Source organism: Ruminococcus sp. BSD2780120874_150323_B10, from assembly GCF_015553695.1.
Lineage (GTDB): Bacteria > Bacillota > Clostridia > Oscillospirales > Acutalibacteraceae > Ruminococcoides > Ruminococcoides intestinale_A.
In genome coordinates this window covers 63384-81203 of record NZ_JADNHD010000002.1, presented here as the reverse complement: position 1 = coordinate 81203, position 17820 = coordinate 63384, and the positions used below count along the sequence as shown (strand labels likewise).

16 protein-coding genes are annotated in these 17820 nt (G+C 40.3%); all 16 read left to right on the top strand.

What is annotated here, in order from left to right:
• Positions 1-20 precede the first annotated feature (20 nt).
• Positions 21-455: a type II 3-dehydroquinate dehydratase gene (aroQ, locus tag I2E21_RS01925; protein ID WP_195410250.1), complete on the top strand. Its 435-nt coding sequence runs from the start codon at positions 21-23 to the stop codon at positions 453-455.
• Complete coding sequence (locus I2E21_RS01920; RefSeq protein WP_195410249.1) at positions 455-1534, top strand: aminopeptidase P family protein; 1080 nt, start codon at positions 455-457, stop codon at positions 1532-1534. Before aroQ ends, I2E21_RS01920 begins: the two co-directional genes overlap by 1 nt.
• A 100-nt stretch (positions 1535-1634) precedes the next feature.
• Complete coding sequence (gene efp, locus I2E21_RS01915; RefSeq protein WP_195410248.1) at positions 1635-2192, top strand: elongation factor P; 558 nt, start codon at positions 1635-1637, stop codon at positions 2190-2192.
• Between the two features lie 21 nt (positions 2193-2213).
• Positions 2214-2687: a CD1247 N-terminal domain-containing protein gene (locus I2E21_RS01910; protein WP_195410247.1), complete on the top strand. Its 474-nt coding sequence runs from the start codon at positions 2214-2216 to the stop codon at positions 2685-2687.
• Between the two features lie 48 nt (positions 2688-2735).
• Entirely contained in the window at positions 2736-3383 is a 648-nt protein-coding gene (gene yunB, locus I2E21_RS01905; protein WP_022234912.1) for a sporulation protein YunB, read from the top strand.
• Positions 3384-3482: 99 nt separating this feature from the next.
• On the top strand, positions 3483-4907 hold the full coding sequence (miaB, locus tag I2E21_RS01900; RefSeq protein WP_022234913.1) for a tRNA (N6-isopentenyl adenosine(37)-C2)-methylthiotransferase MiaB: 1425 nt from the start codon (positions 3483-3485) through the stop codon (positions 4905-4907).
• Between the two features lie 15 nt (positions 4908-4922).
• Positions 4923-5330 (top strand): YlbF family regulator, encoded by a 408-nt coding sequence (locus I2E21_RS01895; protein ID WP_022234914.1) that lies wholly within the window; start codon positions 4923-4925, stop codon positions 5328-5330.
• A 29-nt stretch (positions 5331-5359) separates the two neighbouring features.
• On the top strand, positions 5360-7942 hold the full coding sequence (gene mutS / locus I2E21_RS01890; protein WP_195410246.1) for a DNA mismatch repair protein MutS: 2583 nt from the start codon (positions 5360-5362) through the stop codon (positions 7940-7942).
• Positions 7943-7972: 30 nt separating this feature from the next.
• Complete coding sequence (gene mutL / locus I2E21_RS01885) at positions 7973-10084, top strand: DNA mismatch repair endonuclease MutL (protein ID WP_195410245.1); 2112 nt, start codon at positions 7973-7975, stop codon at positions 10082-10084.
• Between the two features lie 4 nt (positions 10085-10088).
• Positions 10089-11030 carry a tRNA (adenosine(37)-N6)-dimethylallyltransferase MiaA gene (gene miaA / locus I2E21_RS01880; protein WP_195410244.1) on the top strand — a complete coding sequence of 314 codons (942 nt, stop codon included), beginning with the start codon at positions 10089-10091 and terminating at the stop codon, positions 11028-11030.
• A 3-nt stretch (positions 11031-11033) separates the two neighbouring features.
• Positions 11034-12317, top strand: a complete 1284-nt coding sequence (locus I2E21_RS01875) for an HlyD family efflux transporter periplasmic adaptor subunit (protein ID WP_195410243.1) — start codon at positions 11034-11036, stop codon at positions 12315-12317.
• Complete coding sequence (locus tag I2E21_RS01870) at positions 12295-13011, top strand: YggS family pyridoxal phosphate-dependent enzyme (protein ID WP_186934792.1); 717 nt, start codon at positions 12295-12297, stop codon at positions 13009-13011. The genes I2E21_RS01875 and I2E21_RS01870 overlap by 23 nt, the downstream gene beginning before the upstream one ends.
• Before the next feature lie 20 nt (positions 13012-13031).
• Positions 13032-13499: a cell division protein SepF gene (locus I2E21_RS01865; protein ID WP_022234920.1), complete on the top strand. Its 468-nt coding sequence runs from the start codon at positions 13032-13034 to the stop codon at positions 13497-13499.
• Positions 13486-14235: a YlmH/Sll1252 family protein gene (locus I2E21_RS01860; RefSeq protein ID WP_195410242.1), complete on the top strand. Its 750-nt coding sequence runs from the start codon at positions 13486-13488 to the stop codon at positions 14233-14235. Before I2E21_RS01865 ends, I2E21_RS01860 begins: the two co-directional genes overlap by 14 nt.
• Positions 14236-14246: 11 nt before the next feature.
• Positions 14247-14966, top strand: coding sequence for a DivIVA domain-containing protein (locus I2E21_RS01855; RefSeq protein ID WP_195410241.1), 720 nt, complete (start codon positions 14247-14249; stop codon positions 14964-14966).
• A 56-nt stretch (positions 14967-15022) separates the two neighbouring features.
• Entirely contained in the window at positions 15023-17788 is a 2766-nt protein-coding gene (ileS, locus tag I2E21_RS01850; protein WP_195410240.1) for an isoleucine--tRNA ligase, read from the top strand.
• Positions 17789-17820: the final 32 nt, after the last annotated feature.

The following is a 17820-nucleotide window of genomic DNA, read 5'->3' as shown; positions in this document are numbered from 1 at the left end:
AGGAAATTTGGTGAATAAAAATGAAAAGAATTCTTGTTATTTTAGGGCCTAACCTTAATATGGTAGGAGTAAGAGAAAAAGGCATTTACGGAGAGGAAACCGCTCAAAGCATTTCCGAGCAGATTAAGGCATTTGCAAACGAGCAGGGCTTTTCTGTTGAGATTTATCAGTCAAATCACGAGGGCGACCTTATCGATAAAATTCATGCCGCAAGAGAAAACTTTGACGGTGCGGTAATAAATGCGGGCGCTCTTACACATTATAGCTATGCATTAAGAGATGCTATTGCTTGTGTAAAGATTCCGTTTGTCGAGGTGCATATGTCAAATATCCACGCAAGGGAAGAATTCAGACACACATCTGTAATTGCACCTGTATGCGCAGGTCAGATTGCAGGCTTTGGCAAAAGCAGCTACTTCCTTGCAATTACAGCTTTAAAGGACTTGATGAAGTAATGAACAGCTTGAGAACAGAAAAGTTAAGAGCTTTTATAAAATCACCCGACATCGCAGTTTTAATAAAAAATGAAATCAATGTCGGATATTTCAGCGGCTTTCATCACAGCGAGGGTGTATTTTTACTGACAAGCGACAAAGCATATTTGCTTGTGGATTTCAGATACTTTGAGGCGGCACAGAAATTCGCAGTCGGCTGTGAAGTAATCTGCTTTAAAAAGCTGATTGCGGATATAAGCGAAATTCTTAAAAAAGAATGTGTCACAAAAATCGTTGCAGAGGCAGATACATTTACCGTTGCGGAAAATGATTTGTACAAAGAGCATTTTGCTGAAAAGGGAATTGAATTTTACTGTGACAGTGCGCTTGATAAGGCTGTTTCAAACATCAGAATTATTAAAGATAAATCGGAGTTTGACAAAATTTTAAAGGCTCAACAGATTGCCGAAAAGGCATATAATGAAATTTTAAATTACATCAAACCCGGTGTCAGCGAGCGAAAAATCGCAGTTGAATTTGAATATCTGATGAAGCAGTACGGTGCGGAAAGAGTTTCTTTTGATTTAATAACAATCACAGGCAGTAAAACTTCGTTGCCACACGGCGTACCGAGTGACGATGCTGTTAAATCGGGAGATTTGTTTACTATGGATTTCGGGGCTGTATATGACGGCTATCACTCCGACACGACAAGAACCGTAGCGGTTAATTTTGCCACAGATGAGCAAAGAGAGATTTACAATATTGTATTAAAGGCTCAACTTGCCGTGTTAGATGAAGTAAAGGCAGGCAAAACTTGCTCTGAAATTGATAAAATTGCAAGAGATATTATAACAGAGGCAGGCTACGGAGAGTGTTTCGGTCATTCGACGGGTCACGGCGTAGGACTTGAAATTCACGAGCTGCCAAATGTTTCTCCGAGGGGAGAAATAATCCTTGAAGAGGGTATGGTAATTACCGACGAACCCGGAATTTACCTGCCAAAGAAGTTCGGCGTAAGAATTGAAGATATGCTTTATGTCACCGAAAAAGGATATAATAACTTTGTATCTTTGCCAAAAGAACTAATAATTCTTTAAAATGCTTGCAATTTGTTTATTTTTTATGTATAATAGCATATGACACATAATGGCAAGGATTATTTTGCTGTAATTATGTATATTTTAGGAGGTATTACTTATGATATCAGCAGGTGATTTCAGAAACGGCGTTACATTTGAAATGGATGGTCAGGTTGTATCAATCATCGAATTCCAGCATGTAAAGCCAGGTAAGGGTGCCGCTTTCGTAAGAACAAAGATCAGAAATGTTATTACAGGTGCGGTTGTTGAAAAGACTTTTAACCCTAACGATAAATATCCTACTGCATTTATTGACAGAAAGGATATGGAGTACAGCTATTCAGACGGTGATCTTTATTACTTTATGGATACAGAAACATGGGAGCAGATCCCGATTAACAAGAGCGTTCTCGGCGACAACTTCAAGTTCGTTAAAGAGAATATGGTTTGTAAGGTTCTTTCTTACAAGGGCAGCGTATTCGGTATAGAGCCGCCTAACTTTGTAGAGCTTAAGGTTACAAAGACTGACCCAGGCTTTAAGGGTGATACAGCAACCAACGCTACAAAGCCTGCTACTCTTGAAACAGGTGCTGAGATTAAGGTTCCTCTCTTTATTGACGAGGGCGAAATAATCCAGATCGACACAAGAACCGGTGAGTATATGGGCAGAGCTTAATCGCTTTGCGGAGGAATTATTATGAATTTAACAGAAAAAATTGCTTATATTCGTGGACTTTGCGAAGGTTTAAACCTTGATGAATCAAAACCGGAAATTAAGGTTATGAACGCAATTATCGATCTTCTTGACGATATGTCATATTCTGTAACAGATATGGAAGACCTCTATGACGAGCTTTCGGCTCAGGTTGATGAGATTGACCAGGATCTTGCAGAGGCTGAAACTGAGCTTTACGGCGAAGATGATGACTTTGACTATGATGACGATGAAGATGACGAAGAAAACGAAGACGATGTTTTTTATGAAGTGACTTGTGATGCATGCGGTCAAAAGCTTAATGTATCCGAGGATGTTCTCCTTGAGGGCGAAATTGAGTGCCCTAACTGCGGTGAGCTTCTTGAGTTTGACTTCTCTGACATCTTTGACGGCGAAGAGTGTGACCCGGCTGACTGCGAGGGTTGCGGCAGCAATTGTAATTCTTCGGAAGAATAATATTAACAAAATTTACACCTCTCGTATAGAATATCGAGGGGTGTTTTTTTGCTTTTTTACAAGAGAAAGAAGATAAAATTTAAAAGGCTTAAATGTGTTCTTTTGTCTATAGTTTTAGTGTTCGTTTTAATTATAGTTTTCTGTGAACAACAGCTTGCGGAATTTAAATGTGAATACATCAGAATACAGGCGGAAATTATCTCCGTAAACTCTGTTTGCGAGGCTGTAAACAGCAGTATAAGAAGTTTTAATTATAACTATGACGATTTAGCAAAAATACAATATTCCAAAGACGGCAAAGTACAGGCAATAACAACCGATTCGTTTAAAATCAATGAGCTTAAGGCAGATATAATGCTAAGCGTACAGCAGGAAATTGCAAAAATATACGATGTGGATATCGACATACCGCTCGGTTCTTTCACTGATATTACCGTGCTTTCAAACTATGGGCCGATGGTAAATGTATCGTTTAACCTTACGGGGAGTTTTTCCTCTGAAATCGTAAGCACCTTTGAATCGGCGGGAATTAATCAGACAATTCACCATATCCGTCTTATTCTTACATCAAAAATTATGACAACATCTCTTGACTACTCGGGAAATATGACATTTTCCACCGATTTTGAAATAGCACAAAACATAATCGTCGGCACCACTCCCGAATACAACGGCAATTGGTACAAATCTGTATAATACTTGTATAAATATTAAAAACTTAAGAAAAATATTGAAAATTGCCGTAATTTGTGATACAATATTTTAGTTAATAAAATGGATTAGGAGTGCATTGTTTTGCCTGAAAACACAATACTTGGTAATGTTACCTCTGATGTTATTTCAGACCAACAGTTTGAATATATGAGATTGATTTCTCAGATTATGCAGGATAGAAAGCGTGGCGATAAGCCTGTGGCTTATATACGCACCTACGGCTGTCAGCAGAATGTTGCTGACAGTGAGAGAATTAAAGGTATGCTTGAAATAGCGGGCTTTGAATTTTCCGAAACCGTGGACGACGCCGATTTTATTCTTTTTAATACCTGCGCAATCAGAGAACACGCCGAGGACAGAGTTTTTGGAAATGTCGGTGCGTTAAAGTCTTTAAAGAGAAAACATCCGCAGATTGTCATTGCTTTGTGCGGCTGTATGATGGAGCAGGAGCATATCGCAAACAAGATGTATAAGAGCTTTCCGTTTGTAAGTCTTGTTTTCGGTACTCATTCTCTGCACCGTTTTCCACAGCTTTTGTATCATACACTTGCAGACGGCAAGCGTGTATATGAGCGTGACAATGATGACAAAAAGGTTTATGAGGGTATACCTGTCAAGCGTGACGGCACTTTCAAGGGCTGGCTTTCAATTATGTATGGCTGCAACAATTTCTGCACATACTGCATTGTGCCTTATGTAAGAGGCAGAGAACGCAGTCGTGAAAAGTCGCTTATCCTTGATGAAGCAAGGCAGATGATTTCAGCAGGCTACAAAGATATTACTTTGCTTGGTCAGAATGTAAACTCTTACGGCAAAACTCTTGCCGATAAGCCTACTTTCGCTCAGCTTTTGCACGAAATTGATTCTATTGACGGCGACTATTGGCTTAGATTTATGACATCACATCCAAAGGATTGTTCAAAAGAACTTATTGATACAATTGCTAACGGCACACATATCAGTAAACATCTGCATTTGCCTTTCCAGAGCGGTTCGGACAGAATTTTAAAAGCGATGAACAGGCATTATGACAGAAAAAAATACCTTGATATTGTAAATTATGCCAAAGAAAAAATTGACGGAGTATCGCTCACAAGCGATATTATAGTAGGTTTCCCGGGTGAAACCTATGAGGATTTCAAAGAAACACTTTCACTTATTCGTGAAGTGGAATTTACATCTTTGTTCACTTTCATTTATTCACCGAGAGTGGGCACACCTGCCGCTAAGATGGATGACCCGATTTCCGCAGAGGAAAAATCAAAATGGTTCAGAGAACTGCTTGATGTTCAGGAAGAAATCGCAGCAAAAAGATGTGCGTCTATGGTTAATAACACCGAAAAGGTACTTATTGAATCGGAAACAGGCAAAAACGGTGAATTAAACGGCAGAACAAGTGGCAATATAATAGTGGAGCTTAAAGGCGATAAGAGCCTTATAGGCACATTTCAGAATGTTAAGATTACACAGGCGAGAAATTGGATACTCAAAGGCGAACTTGTGTAAGGAAAGGATAAAATTATGGATATTATTGAAAAGGCAAGAGAGCTTGGCAAACTTATTCAGCAGGAAGAGTCGTATATTGCTCTTCAAAAAGCACAGGCAGACGCTGACGCAGATATGGATCTTCAGAACCTTATCGGCGATTTTAATATGAAGAGAATGTCTATCAACAACGAGGCATCTAAAAAAGATAAAGACAGCGACAAGCTCGCACTCCTTAACAGCCAGATGAGAGAGGACTACTCTAAGATTATGTCAAACAAGAATATGATTGCTTACAACGAGGCAAAAGACGCTTTTGATATGGTTGCAAACAGAGTTCTTGCCATTGTTCAGCAGTCGGCAGAGGGCGCAGACCCTGAAACAGCCGATTACTCGACATCATCATGCTCCGGAAGCTGCAGCACTTGCGGCGGTTGCGGCTGATAGATTTTCCTTGAAAGGGTGTGAAAACATTGGCAGAGTTATCTCCTATGATGAAACAGTATTTTAAAATTAAAGAGCAGAATAAAGACAGTATTCTTTTCTTCCGTCTGGGAGATTTCTACGAGATGTTTTACGATGACGCCAAAATTGCGTCAAAGGAGCTTGAGCTTACACTCACAGGCAGAGATTGCGGCCAGGCTGAACGGGCACCGATGTGCGGTGTACCCTTTCATAGCTGTGAGGGATATATTGCAAGACTTGTCGCCAAAGGCTACAAGGTTGCAATCTGTGAACAGACCGAAGACCCTGCCACGGCAAAAGGACTTGTAAAGCGTGATATTATAAGAGTTATCACACCCGGTACTGTAATGGAGTCGAGTATGCTTGACGAGGGCAGAAACAACTACATTTGCTGTATGTTTTCTGACAGCAAAAAAATCGGACTCTGCTTTTGCGATATTTCAACAGGCGAGCTTTACGCAACCGAAATATCGGGCAGTGATTCGGTAAATTCTCTTACAAGTCAGCTTGCAAGCTATAATCCGAGAGAAATTTTAATAGGCGGAGATATTGTTAAAATCAAGTCTTTGCCTGCATTTATAAAATCGAAACTTTCAGCCGGAGTTGAAATGCTCCGGGATGAGAGTTTTGACAATAAACTTTGCACCGATACGGTAAATATGCAGTTTAGGGAAGAAATGCAGTGTATTGCCGATTCGCAGGTGCTTATAAACGCTATCGGCGCACTTATAAATTATTTGAAAGAAACCCAGAAAAACGGACTTGAACGCATAAATAAAATTGAGCTTTACAGCGACAAGCAGTATATGAACCTTGATTACAACACACAGCGTAATCTTGAGCTTACCGCAACAATGCTCAATAAAGAAAAGCGAGGTTCGCTTTTGTGGGTGCTTGACAAAACCAAAACCGCAATGGGAAAGCGACTTATTCGTTCGTGGCTTGAGCATCCTCTGCTCAATGTATCGGCTATCAACAATCGACAGTCGGCGGTTGAAGAACTTGTAAACAACAATATGCTAAGGCTTGATATTATGGACGCATTGAGCGGTATTTTTGATATTGAGCGACTTATGACAAGAATTGTTTACGGCTCGGCAAACGGCAGGGAGCTCCGTTCGCTTGCGGCAGCTCTGCAAAAATTACCGCAGCTTTCGGAATTGGTTGCTGACTGCAGTGCCAAATATCTTAAAAAGGTATATAAAGAAATTGACCTGCTTGAAGATATTTATAATCTGATAGATTCCGCCATAGTCGAAGAACCGCCATTCTCTGTGCGTGAGGGCGGAATGATTAAAAAAGGATACAACCCTGACCTTGATATTTTGCTTACCGATATGAACGATTCAAAGGGCATACTTGCAAGAATTGAAGCGGAGCAAAGGGAAAAGACAGGTATTCCGAAATTAAGGGTCGGCTACAATAAAGTGTTCGGTTACTATATTGAGGTAACCAATTCATACAAAGACCTTGTACCCGAAACCTACATAAGAAAGCAGACTTTAACAAACTGCGAACGCTATATCACACAGGATTTAAAGGATATTGAGGGCAGAATTTTAGGTGCAAAAGACCGTTCGGTAGCAATGGAATACACTCTGTTCGACAATGTAAGAAAAACGGTTGCCGACAACCTTGATAGAATACAGAAAACCGCAAAGGCAATTGCCGTGCTTGATGTTCTTGTTTCTCTTGCAAATGTTGCGGCAGACAACAGATATGTTCGCCCCGAGGTGAACCTCTCGACTGTTATAAGACTTAAAGACAGCCGACACCCCGTGGTTGAGGCACTGCTTAACGACACTCCGTTTGTTCCGAATGATGTTTACCTTGACAGTGCAGGCGAGAGAGTGGCAATAATTACAGGCCCGAATATGGCAGGTAAATCTACCTATATGCGACAGGTTGCACTCATTGTTCTTATGGCGCAAATGGGCAGTTTTGTGCCTGCGTCAAGCGCAACAATTGGTGTGGTTGACAGTATTTTTACAAGAGTAGGCGCTTCCGATGACCTTGCTTCGGGTCAATCGACTTTTATGGTTGAGATGAGCGAAGTAGCCAACATTGTTAAATCAGCAACTTCAAAGAGTTTATTAATTCTTGATGAAATCGGCAGAGGCACATCAACCTTTGACGGTATGAGCATTGCAAGAGCGGTGCTCGAATACTGTGCCGACCGCAAAAAACTCGGTGCAAAAACATTGTTTGCTACTCACTACCACGAACTTACCGTTATGCAGGATTTGCTTGACGGTGTAAAAAACTACAGCATTGCCGTTAAAAAGCGTGGCGATGATATTACATTTTTACGCAGAATTATACCGGGCGGCGCAGATGACAGCTTCGGTATTGAAGTTGCAAAACTTGCGGGTCTTCCAAACTCAATTATTAATCGTGCGAAAGAGATTTTAAAAGAGCTTGAGTCAGGCTCAAATGCACCGACGGTAATTAAAGAGAAAAGTGAAGATATGCAGATGTCGCTTATATCAAATGATAATGCCGTTGTAGAGCGACTTTCGGAAGTTGATTTAAATACCTTAACTCCTATAGAAGCTATTAATCTGCTTTACGAACTCAAAGGTATGATATAATGGTATAAAGACATAAAGGCAGGTGAAAAAATGGGTGTAATTAATGTACTTGACAAACATATAGCGGAACTTATTGCGGCAGGCGAAGTAGTTGAAAGACCGTCGTCCGTTATAAAAGAACTTGTAGAAAATTCCATTGACGCAGGTGCGAAGAACATAACCGTAGAAATAAAAAACGGCGGTACAACCTTTATGCGTGTTGCCGACGACGGTTGCGGAATTTACAGAGATGACATTAAAAAAGCGTTTCTGCGCCATGCAACAAGTAAGGTGAAAACAGCAAATGACCTTGATACGATTTCTACCCTCGGTTTCAGAGGAGAGGCGCTTGCATCTATCAGCGCAGTTTCGAGGTTACAGGTTATTACCAAGAACGAGAATGAAGAAATCGGCAGCTGCTATGAGATAGAGGGCGGAGATGAAATCTCGCTTGAGGAAGCGGGTTGCCCGACAGGCACAACCTTTGTAATCAGAGATTTGTTCTACAACATTCCCGCACGCTCAAAGTTCCTTAAAAAAGATGTAGCCGAGGGAAATGCTGTTTCTGCCCTTATGGATAAAATTGTGCTTTCTCATCCGGAAGTTGCCTTTACTTTTATCAGGGACGGCAAGCAGGTTTTGCGCACTTTCGGCGACGGCAAACTTTTGTCGGCAATCTATTCCGTATTCGGCAAAGACTTTGCAAAGGGACTTATTCCCGTCGATTACACACTCGATTCCGTTACCGTAAAGGGTTATATTTCAAAGCCGATTAATTCAAGACCGAATCGAAATATGCAGAACTTCTTTATAAACGGAAGATTTGTAAAAACACGAACAGGTATGGCGGCACTCGAAGAGGCTTACAAAGGTTCGATAATGGTCGGTAAATTTCCGTCCGCTGTATTACAGCTTACCGTACCGTATGAAATTATAGATGTCAATGTTCATCCTGCAAAAATCGAAGTCCGTTTTATAAACGAAAGACCTGTTTTTGATGCAATTTACCATGCGGTAAAAACAGCCTTACAGCAAGGCGATGAAAGAAAACAGATTCATTTTAAAGAAAACACCGCTTTTAATGAAATTAAAAAGGTAAATCCGTTTAACAATGCGCAGGCAGTTTTTGCAAAAGCCGAAAATACACCTGCGGAAAAACCCATAAAACCGATTGAACGGATTGAGCCTGTATTAAAAAATTCCGAACCTAAACCGTACAATCCGTTTGACGAACTTGATTTAAAAGACGAAAAAACAAAGCCTGTATCTATTGACAACTTAAAAATGTCCGATTCGTCAAACCCGTTTGATATTTATTCAAAGCAGGCAATTAAAAGAAATTCAGAACTTGAAAACAAGAAAGCTGAATTTTCCAAGCAAAAACTTGAAAAAGCCGAGCAGTTAATTTTAAAAGCAACTCAACAGGAAGAAAATTTACCGAAACAAGAAATCACTGTTGACGATTTAACTGCCGAAAACACAGAAACTCCTATAGAAACAGAAGTTTCAAAAGAAGAAGTTAAGCCTTTAAAAGAAATTTCTGAAAATAAAACAGATAATAACGATGCACTTACCGAACTGCCAAAGGAGCAGACAAAACTCAGATTTTTGGGTGAGGCATTTAATACATATATAATCGTTGAAAAGAACGATAACGAAGTTTTAATAATCGACAAACATGCGGCGCACGAAAGAATAATTTACGAAAAGTTGAAAGCGGATTCTGGTTCAGCAAATGTTCAATATCTGCTCACACCGATTACAGTTACGCTTGATAAAATCGACTATGATGCGGCTGTAAGCAATCTTGATATGTTTGCAAAGTGTTCGTTTGATGTAGAGGACTTCGGCAACGGCACACTGCTTGTGCGTTCTGCTCCGCAGTACCTTGCCGCAACCGAAATTGCCGACTGCATAACAGAAATGAGCGGATACATTGCAAGCGGAAAGAAAGATATTTACACCGAAAAAATGGATTGGTTCTATCACAATGTTTCGTGTCGTTCCGCAATAAAAGCAGGCAATAAAAGTACAGTTCAGGAGCTGATGGATATTGCTTGGACTTTAGAAAAAAATCCGCAGATAAAGTATTGCCCGCACGGCAGACCGATCTGCATAGTTATGACAAAGTACGAAATTGAAAAACAATTTGGCAGGTTGTGATTTTTTGGATTATCCTATCAAACTTATTTCTGTTGTAGGTCCTACGGCATCAGGCAAAACTGCGCTTGCAGTTGAGCTTGCAAAGAAATATAACGGAGAGATTATTTCCGCCGATTCAATGCAGATATACAAAGGAATGAACATAGCTACCGCTAAGCCCGATGAACAGGAAAAACAGGGCATACCGCATTGGTTAACAGACTTTCTTCCAAGCGACAAGACTTATTCCGTTGCCGATTTTGTAAGTGACGCAGCTTCTTGTATAGAAGATATTGTGTCACGGGGGAAAATGCCGATTATAGCAGGCGGAACGGGACTTTATGTTGACTCGCTTTTAAACGGTATTTCTTTTGAAAAGCAGGAAAGAAACGAAGAAATTTCTAATGAGCTTTTAGCTCTTTACGAGCAAAACGGAGTTGATTATCTGCTTGATATGCTTGCTGAATTTGACAGCGAATCAGCAGAAAATCTCAAAGAACAGCGCAATGTAAAGCGAATTATAAGAGCGATTGAGTTCTATAAAACCTCCGGCATAACAATCAGCGAGCACAACAGAAATTCAAAACTGAAAGGCTCACCGTACAATCCGATAAAAATCGGTCTTAAATTTGAGGACAGGCAAAAACTTTACGACAGAATCAATCTAAGAGTTGACATAATGCTTGAAAAAGGTCTTGTCAACGAAGCAAAGCAGGTGCTCTCAAACGATTTAAGCTCCACTTCAAAAATGGCGATAGGATACAAAGAGCTTATTCCGTATTTTTCGGGTGAACGCTCGCTTGACGAATGTACGGAAATTTTAAAAAGAGAAACAAGACGATACGCCAAGCGCCAACTTACTTGGTTTAATCGTGATAAAGATATAAATTGGATATTGGTTGATAAATTCAACGGATTTGAAGATATTTTAAAATATGCCGAAACAATAATTGACAAAGGACTGTGATATATGGACAAGCTGTTGTTCAGAAGAATTTTGGTTGCAGGTCTTACCGCACTTGCAATTATTTATGTTGTTTACCTCTTACTGAGTGCTAATTTCAATGTAATTCCTACCGAAAACGCAGAGCAGGTAACGGTAACAGACAAAATTTATTCAAACGGTTACATTATTCGTGATGAAACCTACGTCAAAAACACTTCGGGCGGAGTTGTTTCTTACAATGTAGACGACGGCGACGAGGTTAAAAAGGGCGGCAGTGTAGCAAGCGTTTTTTCTTCGGAAGAAGACGCAGTTGCCCGCACAAAAGCCGCATCTCTCGAAGACAGTATGAAGGCGCTTACAAAACTTGAGCAGACAAGGCGCTCAAATACAGAGGGAATTGAAACCGTAAACAATGACATCACAACAAATATCGAAACATTTTTGTATAACATAAATAATGCAAACATCGGCAAACTTGATTCAAATATCAATTCAATAATCAATTCTGTAAATCACTACCAGTCATTTACAGGAAAGACCTCAAGTTTTAAACCCGAAATTGCATCTTTGCAGTCACAAATAAATGAACTCAAAAAATCATCGGGTGACAGCATTGCGGACATTAAAGCTCCGAAAGCGGGTTATTTTGTTGCTAACTGCGACGGCTATGAAAACTGCTTTGATTATTCTAAAATCGGTAATCTCACACTTGACAATCTTAAAAATATGAAAAAATCAAGTGTGCCTGATAATACAATCGGCAAGGTTATCAGCAGTCTTAACTGGTACATTGCTTGCGAAATTACCGCTGACGAGGCAACAGACCTTACATTGTGGGGTGACGATGTTACGCTGGATTTTTCCGACGCATCATCAAATACGGTACCTGCCTCGATTTATAAAATTGTTCAGTACAATAACTCAGATAAAGCACTTGTGATTTTACAGTGTACATATATGGACACTACACTTTCCGAAATCCGTCAGGAGCCTGTGGAAATCGGTATGGGAAGTTACTCAGGACTTCGTGTCAGCAAGAAAGCAATTCACGATGACTATGTAGAAAAGACCACATACGACGATAAAGGCAATGAACATAAGGAAAGCAAAAAGGTTCAGGGTGTTTATGTTCTTTACGGCAGTGAAGTGCAATTTAAAGAAATTTCTATCGTTTACGCGGGTAACGATTACGTTTTATGCGATTCGTCACCTACAGACGGTACATTGTTCAGCGGCGAAACCATTTCGCTGTATGATCAGATTATAACGGAAGGGGACGATTTGTATGACGGAAAGGTCATTAAGTGATGTAGAATACAACTACAAACTTATTAACGAAAGAATTGCCGAGGCAGCTGAAAAATCGGGCAGAAAAAGAGAAGACATTACTTTTCTTGCGGCAACAAAAACAGTTGACGCCGATGTAATCAATTACGCAATCTCTTTGGGACTTGACCACATCGGTGAAAACAAGGTTCAGGAATTGCTTTCAAAATACGAAAAGTATGACCTTGCACACGCATCCTTGCAGTTTATAGGTCATTTACAGACAAACAAGGTGCGTCAGATTGTTGACAAAGTAGATTTGATACAGTCGGTTGATTCTTTAAAGCTTGCGTCGGAAATTTCCAAACAGTCTTTAAAAATCGGCAAAAAAACAGACGTTCTTGTTGAAGTAAATATAGGCAGAGAAGAAAATAAATCGGGTGTTGTTCCCGAACAGCTTGATGAATTGTTGTGTCAGATAGCTGATTTGGAGGGAATTTCGGTCAAAGGACTTATGTCTATACCGCCAATTTGTGATAATACACATAAAATTTCAAAATATTTTGATAATATGCGTAATATCTTTATTGACATATCGTCAAAAAAATTAGATAATATAAGTATGACTATACTGTCAATGGGTATGTCTGCTGATTATTATGAGGCAATACTCGAAGGTGCGACTATGGTAAGAGTAGGTTCGTCACTTTTTGGTGCCAGAGATTACAGTAAATAATTCAAGGAGGAAATAATATAATGGCAGGTTTTGTGGATAAATTCAAGCGTATGTGGGATGCTCCGGATGACGAGTATCAGCAGGAGTATGACGAGTACGGTTATGCCGACGAAAACGAGGAAGAAGAGGTTGAGGAACAGCAGCCTGTAAGAGAGAGAGCAGCAGCTCCTACTTCAAAAAATAAAGTTGTTAATATTAACGCTAAGGCTAAGATTCAGGTCGGTATTTATAAGCCTGAAAGATTTGGCGAGGAAACACGCACAATCGCTGACGACCTTATCAAATCACACACAGTTGTGCTTAACCTTGAGGACACCAACAAGGATATGGCAAGAAGAATTCTTGACTTCTTAAGCGGTGTTGCTTATGCAAACGACGGTAAGATTAAAAAGGTTGCTTCAAATACATACATTATCATTCCTAATAATGTAGACCTTACCGGCGACGATTTACTTGACGAATTAGAAAACAGCGGTGTTTACTTCTGATAACGATGAGCTTTTCTGCTCCAAAATCGAGGATATGACTTCACTTTGCTTTACCCGTCAAAAACCTGTTTTCTCACAGTTTTTAACCGAGAGTCAGCAGGCACTTGCACAAAAGGTATTGCAGAGTATATACTTTGAAAATTATGTTTTCTTCGGCGGCAGTGAGAGCAGTGAAAGAAAGGTGCTCGGGGTGTTTTATGATGAACCCGAGCGGTCAGCCTTTCCTGTTTCTGCCATAGAATTCAAATACCGACCTTCCGATAAACTTACACACAGAGATTTTCTCGGCACGCTTATGTCACTCGGCATTGAGCGTGACACGGTAGGAGATATTCTGGTAGATAACGGAAGAACCGTTGTATTTGTAAAAAGCGAGCTTAAAGATTACATCGAATCGCAGATTTTTAAAGTAGGCGGAGCGGGAGTAAAAATTGTCCAACCAAATCTTAATTCTCTTCCGCAGGGAAGAGGCACAGAGGAAATGAGTCTTACGGTTTCATCTCTCCGATACGACAACATTGTCGCCGCAGTAAGCGGACTTTCGAGGGATAAAACGGCAAAACTGATTTTATCGGGAGAAACAACTCTTAACTTTGCGGTAACTCAAAATGTAAGCTGTACGGTTAAAGAGGGAGATACCTTTACAATACGGGGTAAAGGGAAATTTAAGTTAGATAAAATTTTGGGTGTAACCAAAAAAGGGCGCCATAAAATTTCAGTAATACATTTCAGATAGGAGTGCTTTAAATGATTACTATTGATGAAATTAAGAATGTTAGTTTCAGAAAAGCCGGCCGCCAGGGCTATATGGCAGAAGATGTTGATGCATTTATTGATGAAGTCATTGTAGCTTTTGAACAGTTAAAGAAAGAGAAAACTAACCTTGTACATAAAATTGATGTTCTCGCAACAAGAGTAGAACAGTATCGTGCAGATGAAGAAACAGTCAGAAACGCTCTTCTCGCATCACAGAAAGTATCTGACGCTTGCATCAGAGAGGCTAAAGAAAAGGCATCTAAGATTGTAAGAGAGGCTGAAACAAAGGCACAGCAGCTTTTGGTTGATACAAACAGAATGACTGCAACAGAGAAGGAAAACTACCTTCTTCTTCAGTCAGACGCTGTAAAACTTAAGGGTGAGCTTATTGAGCTTTACAAAAAGCACATTCAGATGATTAACGACCTTCCTACAGCTGCCGAATTAGAGGCAGCTAAGCAGGAACTCAACGAAAAGTATCCGACAGCACCTGTTATAGAGGAAAAGCCGCAGGAAACAGTACAGCCTGCCAAGCCGGCTGCAGTTGAAGTAAAAAAGGCTGATGCCGAAACCGCTGCCGTTTCTGACAAAACTGTAGACGAAATTCTTTCTTCGGCAAACGCTGCTGCAAACGAAAAAAATACAGAAAAAAAAGCACCAAAGTTCGGTCACTTAAAGTTTGGCGACAACTATGATGTTTCTGCCGAATAATTTTATAATCGGAAATTAATCGGAAATCGAAATTTAAATTATGGAGAGTGTAACCAATGTCTCAGGATTATAATTCTACACTTAATCTTCCAAAAACCGACTTTCCTATGAGAGCTGGTCTTCCTAAGAGCGAGCCTGTAACTCTTAAGGCATGGGAAGATAATAAGGTATATGAAAAGCTTATGGAGGTAAACGAGGGCAAACCGTTATTTGTACTCCACGACGGTCCTCCATATGCAAACGGCGATATTCACCTCGGCCACGCATTAAACAAAATCTTAAAGGACTTTATCGTTCGCTATAAAAATATGGCAGGCTTTAAAGCTCCTTATGTTCCGGGTTGGGATACTCACGGTCTTCCGACAGAGCTTAAAGCAAGAAAAAAAGCTGGTATCGGTAACTCTGCGGAAATTTCTATCGTTGAGCTCCGTAAAATGTGCGAAGAATTTGTTACAGGATACATTAACGATCAGCGTACGCAGTTCAAAAGACTCGGTGTAATCGGTGAGTGGGACAACCCTTATATCACACTTAAGCACGAATTTGAGGCAGAGCAGATCAGAGTGTTTGCAAAAATGGCTACAAAGGGTTATATTTACAAGGGATTAAAGCCTGTTTATTGGTGCCCTGAATGTAAAACAGCTCTTGCCGAGGCTGAAATTGAGTATGCGGAAGATCCGTGCCATTCAATTTATGTAAAATTTACAGTAACAGATGACAAGGGTGTGTTCTCAAATCTCGGTCTTGACCCGTCAAAAGTTAAGTTCGTAATTTGGACAACAACAACTTGGACATTGCCTGCAAATGTAGCTATCTGCGTTGGCCCGAGATATGAGTATTCAATCATCAAAACAGGTGACGAATACCTTGTTATGGCTACAGAGCTTTATAAATCAGCTTTTGAGGCTGCCGAAATTACAGATTACGAAGTAGTTGCCACAGTTAAGGGCAGCGACCTTGAGTATATCAAGACAGCACACCCATTCCTTGACAGAGAGTCACTTGTTATTGTCGGTGATCATGTAACACTTGAAAGCGGTACAGGCTGCGTTCACACAGCTCCCGGTCACGGTGTTGACGACTTTAATGTTTGCCAGAATTATCCTGAAATTCCTACTATCTGCCCTGTTGACTCAAACGGCGTACTTACCGAAGAGGCAGGTCAGTTTGCAGGTCTTACAACTGATGAGGCAAACAAAAAGATTGCCGTTTATCTTGATGAAAACGGTTACCTCTTTGCATTAAAGAAGATTATTCACCAGTATCCGCACTGTTGGAGATGTAAAACTCCTATCCTTTTCAGAGCTACTGACCAGTGGTTCTGTTCTGTTGAGGACTTCAAGGATAAAGCTTGCGAGGCAATCGACAGCGTTAAGTGGATTCCTGCTTGGGGTCATGACAGAATTACAAATATGGTTAAGGAAAGAAAAGACTGGTGTATTTCCCGTCAGAGAAAATGGGGCGTACCTATTCCGATTTTCTTCTGTAAAGAATGCGGCGAGGCTCATATAGACAATGACGCAATGATGGCTGTTGCAGATTTGTTTGAAAAAGAGGGTTCAAACGCATGGTACAGCCATACAGCTGCAGAAATTTTACCTAAGGGCACAAAGTGTAAAAAGTGCGGCTGCACAGAGTTTGAAAAAGAAAAGGATATTATGGATGTTTGGTTTGACAGCGGTTCATCACACGCTGCCGTTGTAAGCAAGCGTGATAACCTTAAGTTCCCTGCTGACCTTTACCTTGAGGGTAACGACCAGTACAGAGGTTGGTTCCAGTCATCACTCCTTACATCAGTTGCTACAGAGGGTGTAGCTCCGTATAAGGCAGTTCTTACTCATGGTATGATTCTTGACGAAGAGAAGAGAAAGATGAGTAAGTCACTCGGCAACGGTATCAGTCCACAGGATGTTACCGAAAAATACGGTGCTGATGTATTAAGACTTTGGGTTTCATCAACCGACTATCAGTCAGATGTTCATATTTCTAACGAAATTTTAAAGCAGATTTCAGAGTCATACAGAAAAATCAGAAACACTGCCCGTTATATTCTCGGTAATGTTTATGACTTTAACCCTGATACAGATTCTGTTCCTGTAAATGAGCTTATGCCTATGGATAAGTGGGCAATCGTAAAACTTAACGAGCTTATTGCAAAGGTTAAGCAGGCTTATGATAACTACGAATTCCACCAGGTATATCATTCAATCAGAAACTTCTGCGTAATTGATATGTCTAACTTCTATCTTGATGTACTCAAGGACAGATTATATACAGAAAAAAGCGACAGCAAGTCAAGAAAGGCTGCACAGACTGCAATCTATATCATTCTTAACGCTATGACAAGAATGATCAGCCCGATTCTTGCATATACATCTGATGAAATTTGGAAATATATGCCTCATTCATCAAATGAGAATGCCGAAAATGTTATTTTCAATGAGATGCCAAATCAGGTTGAAATCGAAACCGATGCCGACTTTATGTCATTCTGGGACGAAATTCATCAGCTTCGTGACGATGTAAAGAAGTCACTTGAAGGTCTTATTAAAGATAAAACTATCAAGAGCTCACTTGAGGCTAAGGTTACTCTTAAGGCAAGCGGCGAAAAGTTTGAATTTCTTAAGAAAGCAGAACCCGAACTTGCGGCTGCATTCATCGTATCTGCCGTAGAAATCGCAGAAAATGACGGTGAGCTTGAGATTGCCGTTGATAAAGCAATAGGTGAAAAGTGCGAGCGTTGTTGGATTATCAGCGAAACTGTCGGCAAAGACAGCGAACATCCGCATCTTTGCAAGCGTTGCTGCAACATTTTAAAATAATCAATTAAATTTAATACTAAATCGGTGTAACA

Coding starts and splice junctions, on each gene's coding strand:
- aroQ (WP_195410250.1), top strand. CDS start 21: ATGAAAAGAATTCTTGTTATTTTAGGGCCTAACCTTAATATGGTAGGA.
- I2E21_RS01920 (WP_195410249.1), top strand. CDS start 455: ATGAACAGCTTGAGAACAGAAAAGTTAAGAGCTTTTATAAAATCACCC.
- efp (WP_195410248.1), top strand. CDS start 1,635: ATGATATCAGCAGGTGATTTCAGAAACGGCGTTACATTTGAAATGGAT.
- I2E21_RS01910 (WP_195410247.1), top strand. CDS start 2,214: ATGAATTTAACAGAAAAAATTGCTTATATTCGTGGACTTTGCGAAGGT.
- I2E21_RS01895 (WP_022234914.1), top strand. CDS start 4,923: ATGGATATTATTGAAAAGGCAAGAGAGCTTGGCAAACTTATTCAGCAG.
- mutL (WP_195410245.1), top strand. CDS start 7,973: ATGGGTGTAATTAATGTACTTGACAAACATATAGCGGAACTTATTGCG.
- I2E21_RS01875 (WP_195410243.1), top strand. CDS start 11,034: ATGGACAAGCTGTTGTTCAGAAGAATTTTGGTTGCAGGTCTTACCGCA.
- I2E21_RS01870 (WP_186934792.1), top strand. CDS start 12,295: ATGACGGAAAGGTCATTAAGTGATGTAGAATACAACTACAAACTTATT.
- I2E21_RS01865 (WP_022234920.1), top strand. CDS start 13,032: ATGGCAGGTTTTGTGGATAAATTCAAGCGTATGTGGGATGCTCCGGAT.
- I2E21_RS01855 (WP_195410241.1), top strand. CDS start 14,247: ATGATTACTATTGATGAAATTAAGAATGTTAGTTTCAGAAAAGCCGGC.
- ileS (WP_195410240.1), top strand. CDS start 15,023: ATGTCTCAGGATTATAATTCTACACTTAATCTTCCAAAAACCGACTTT.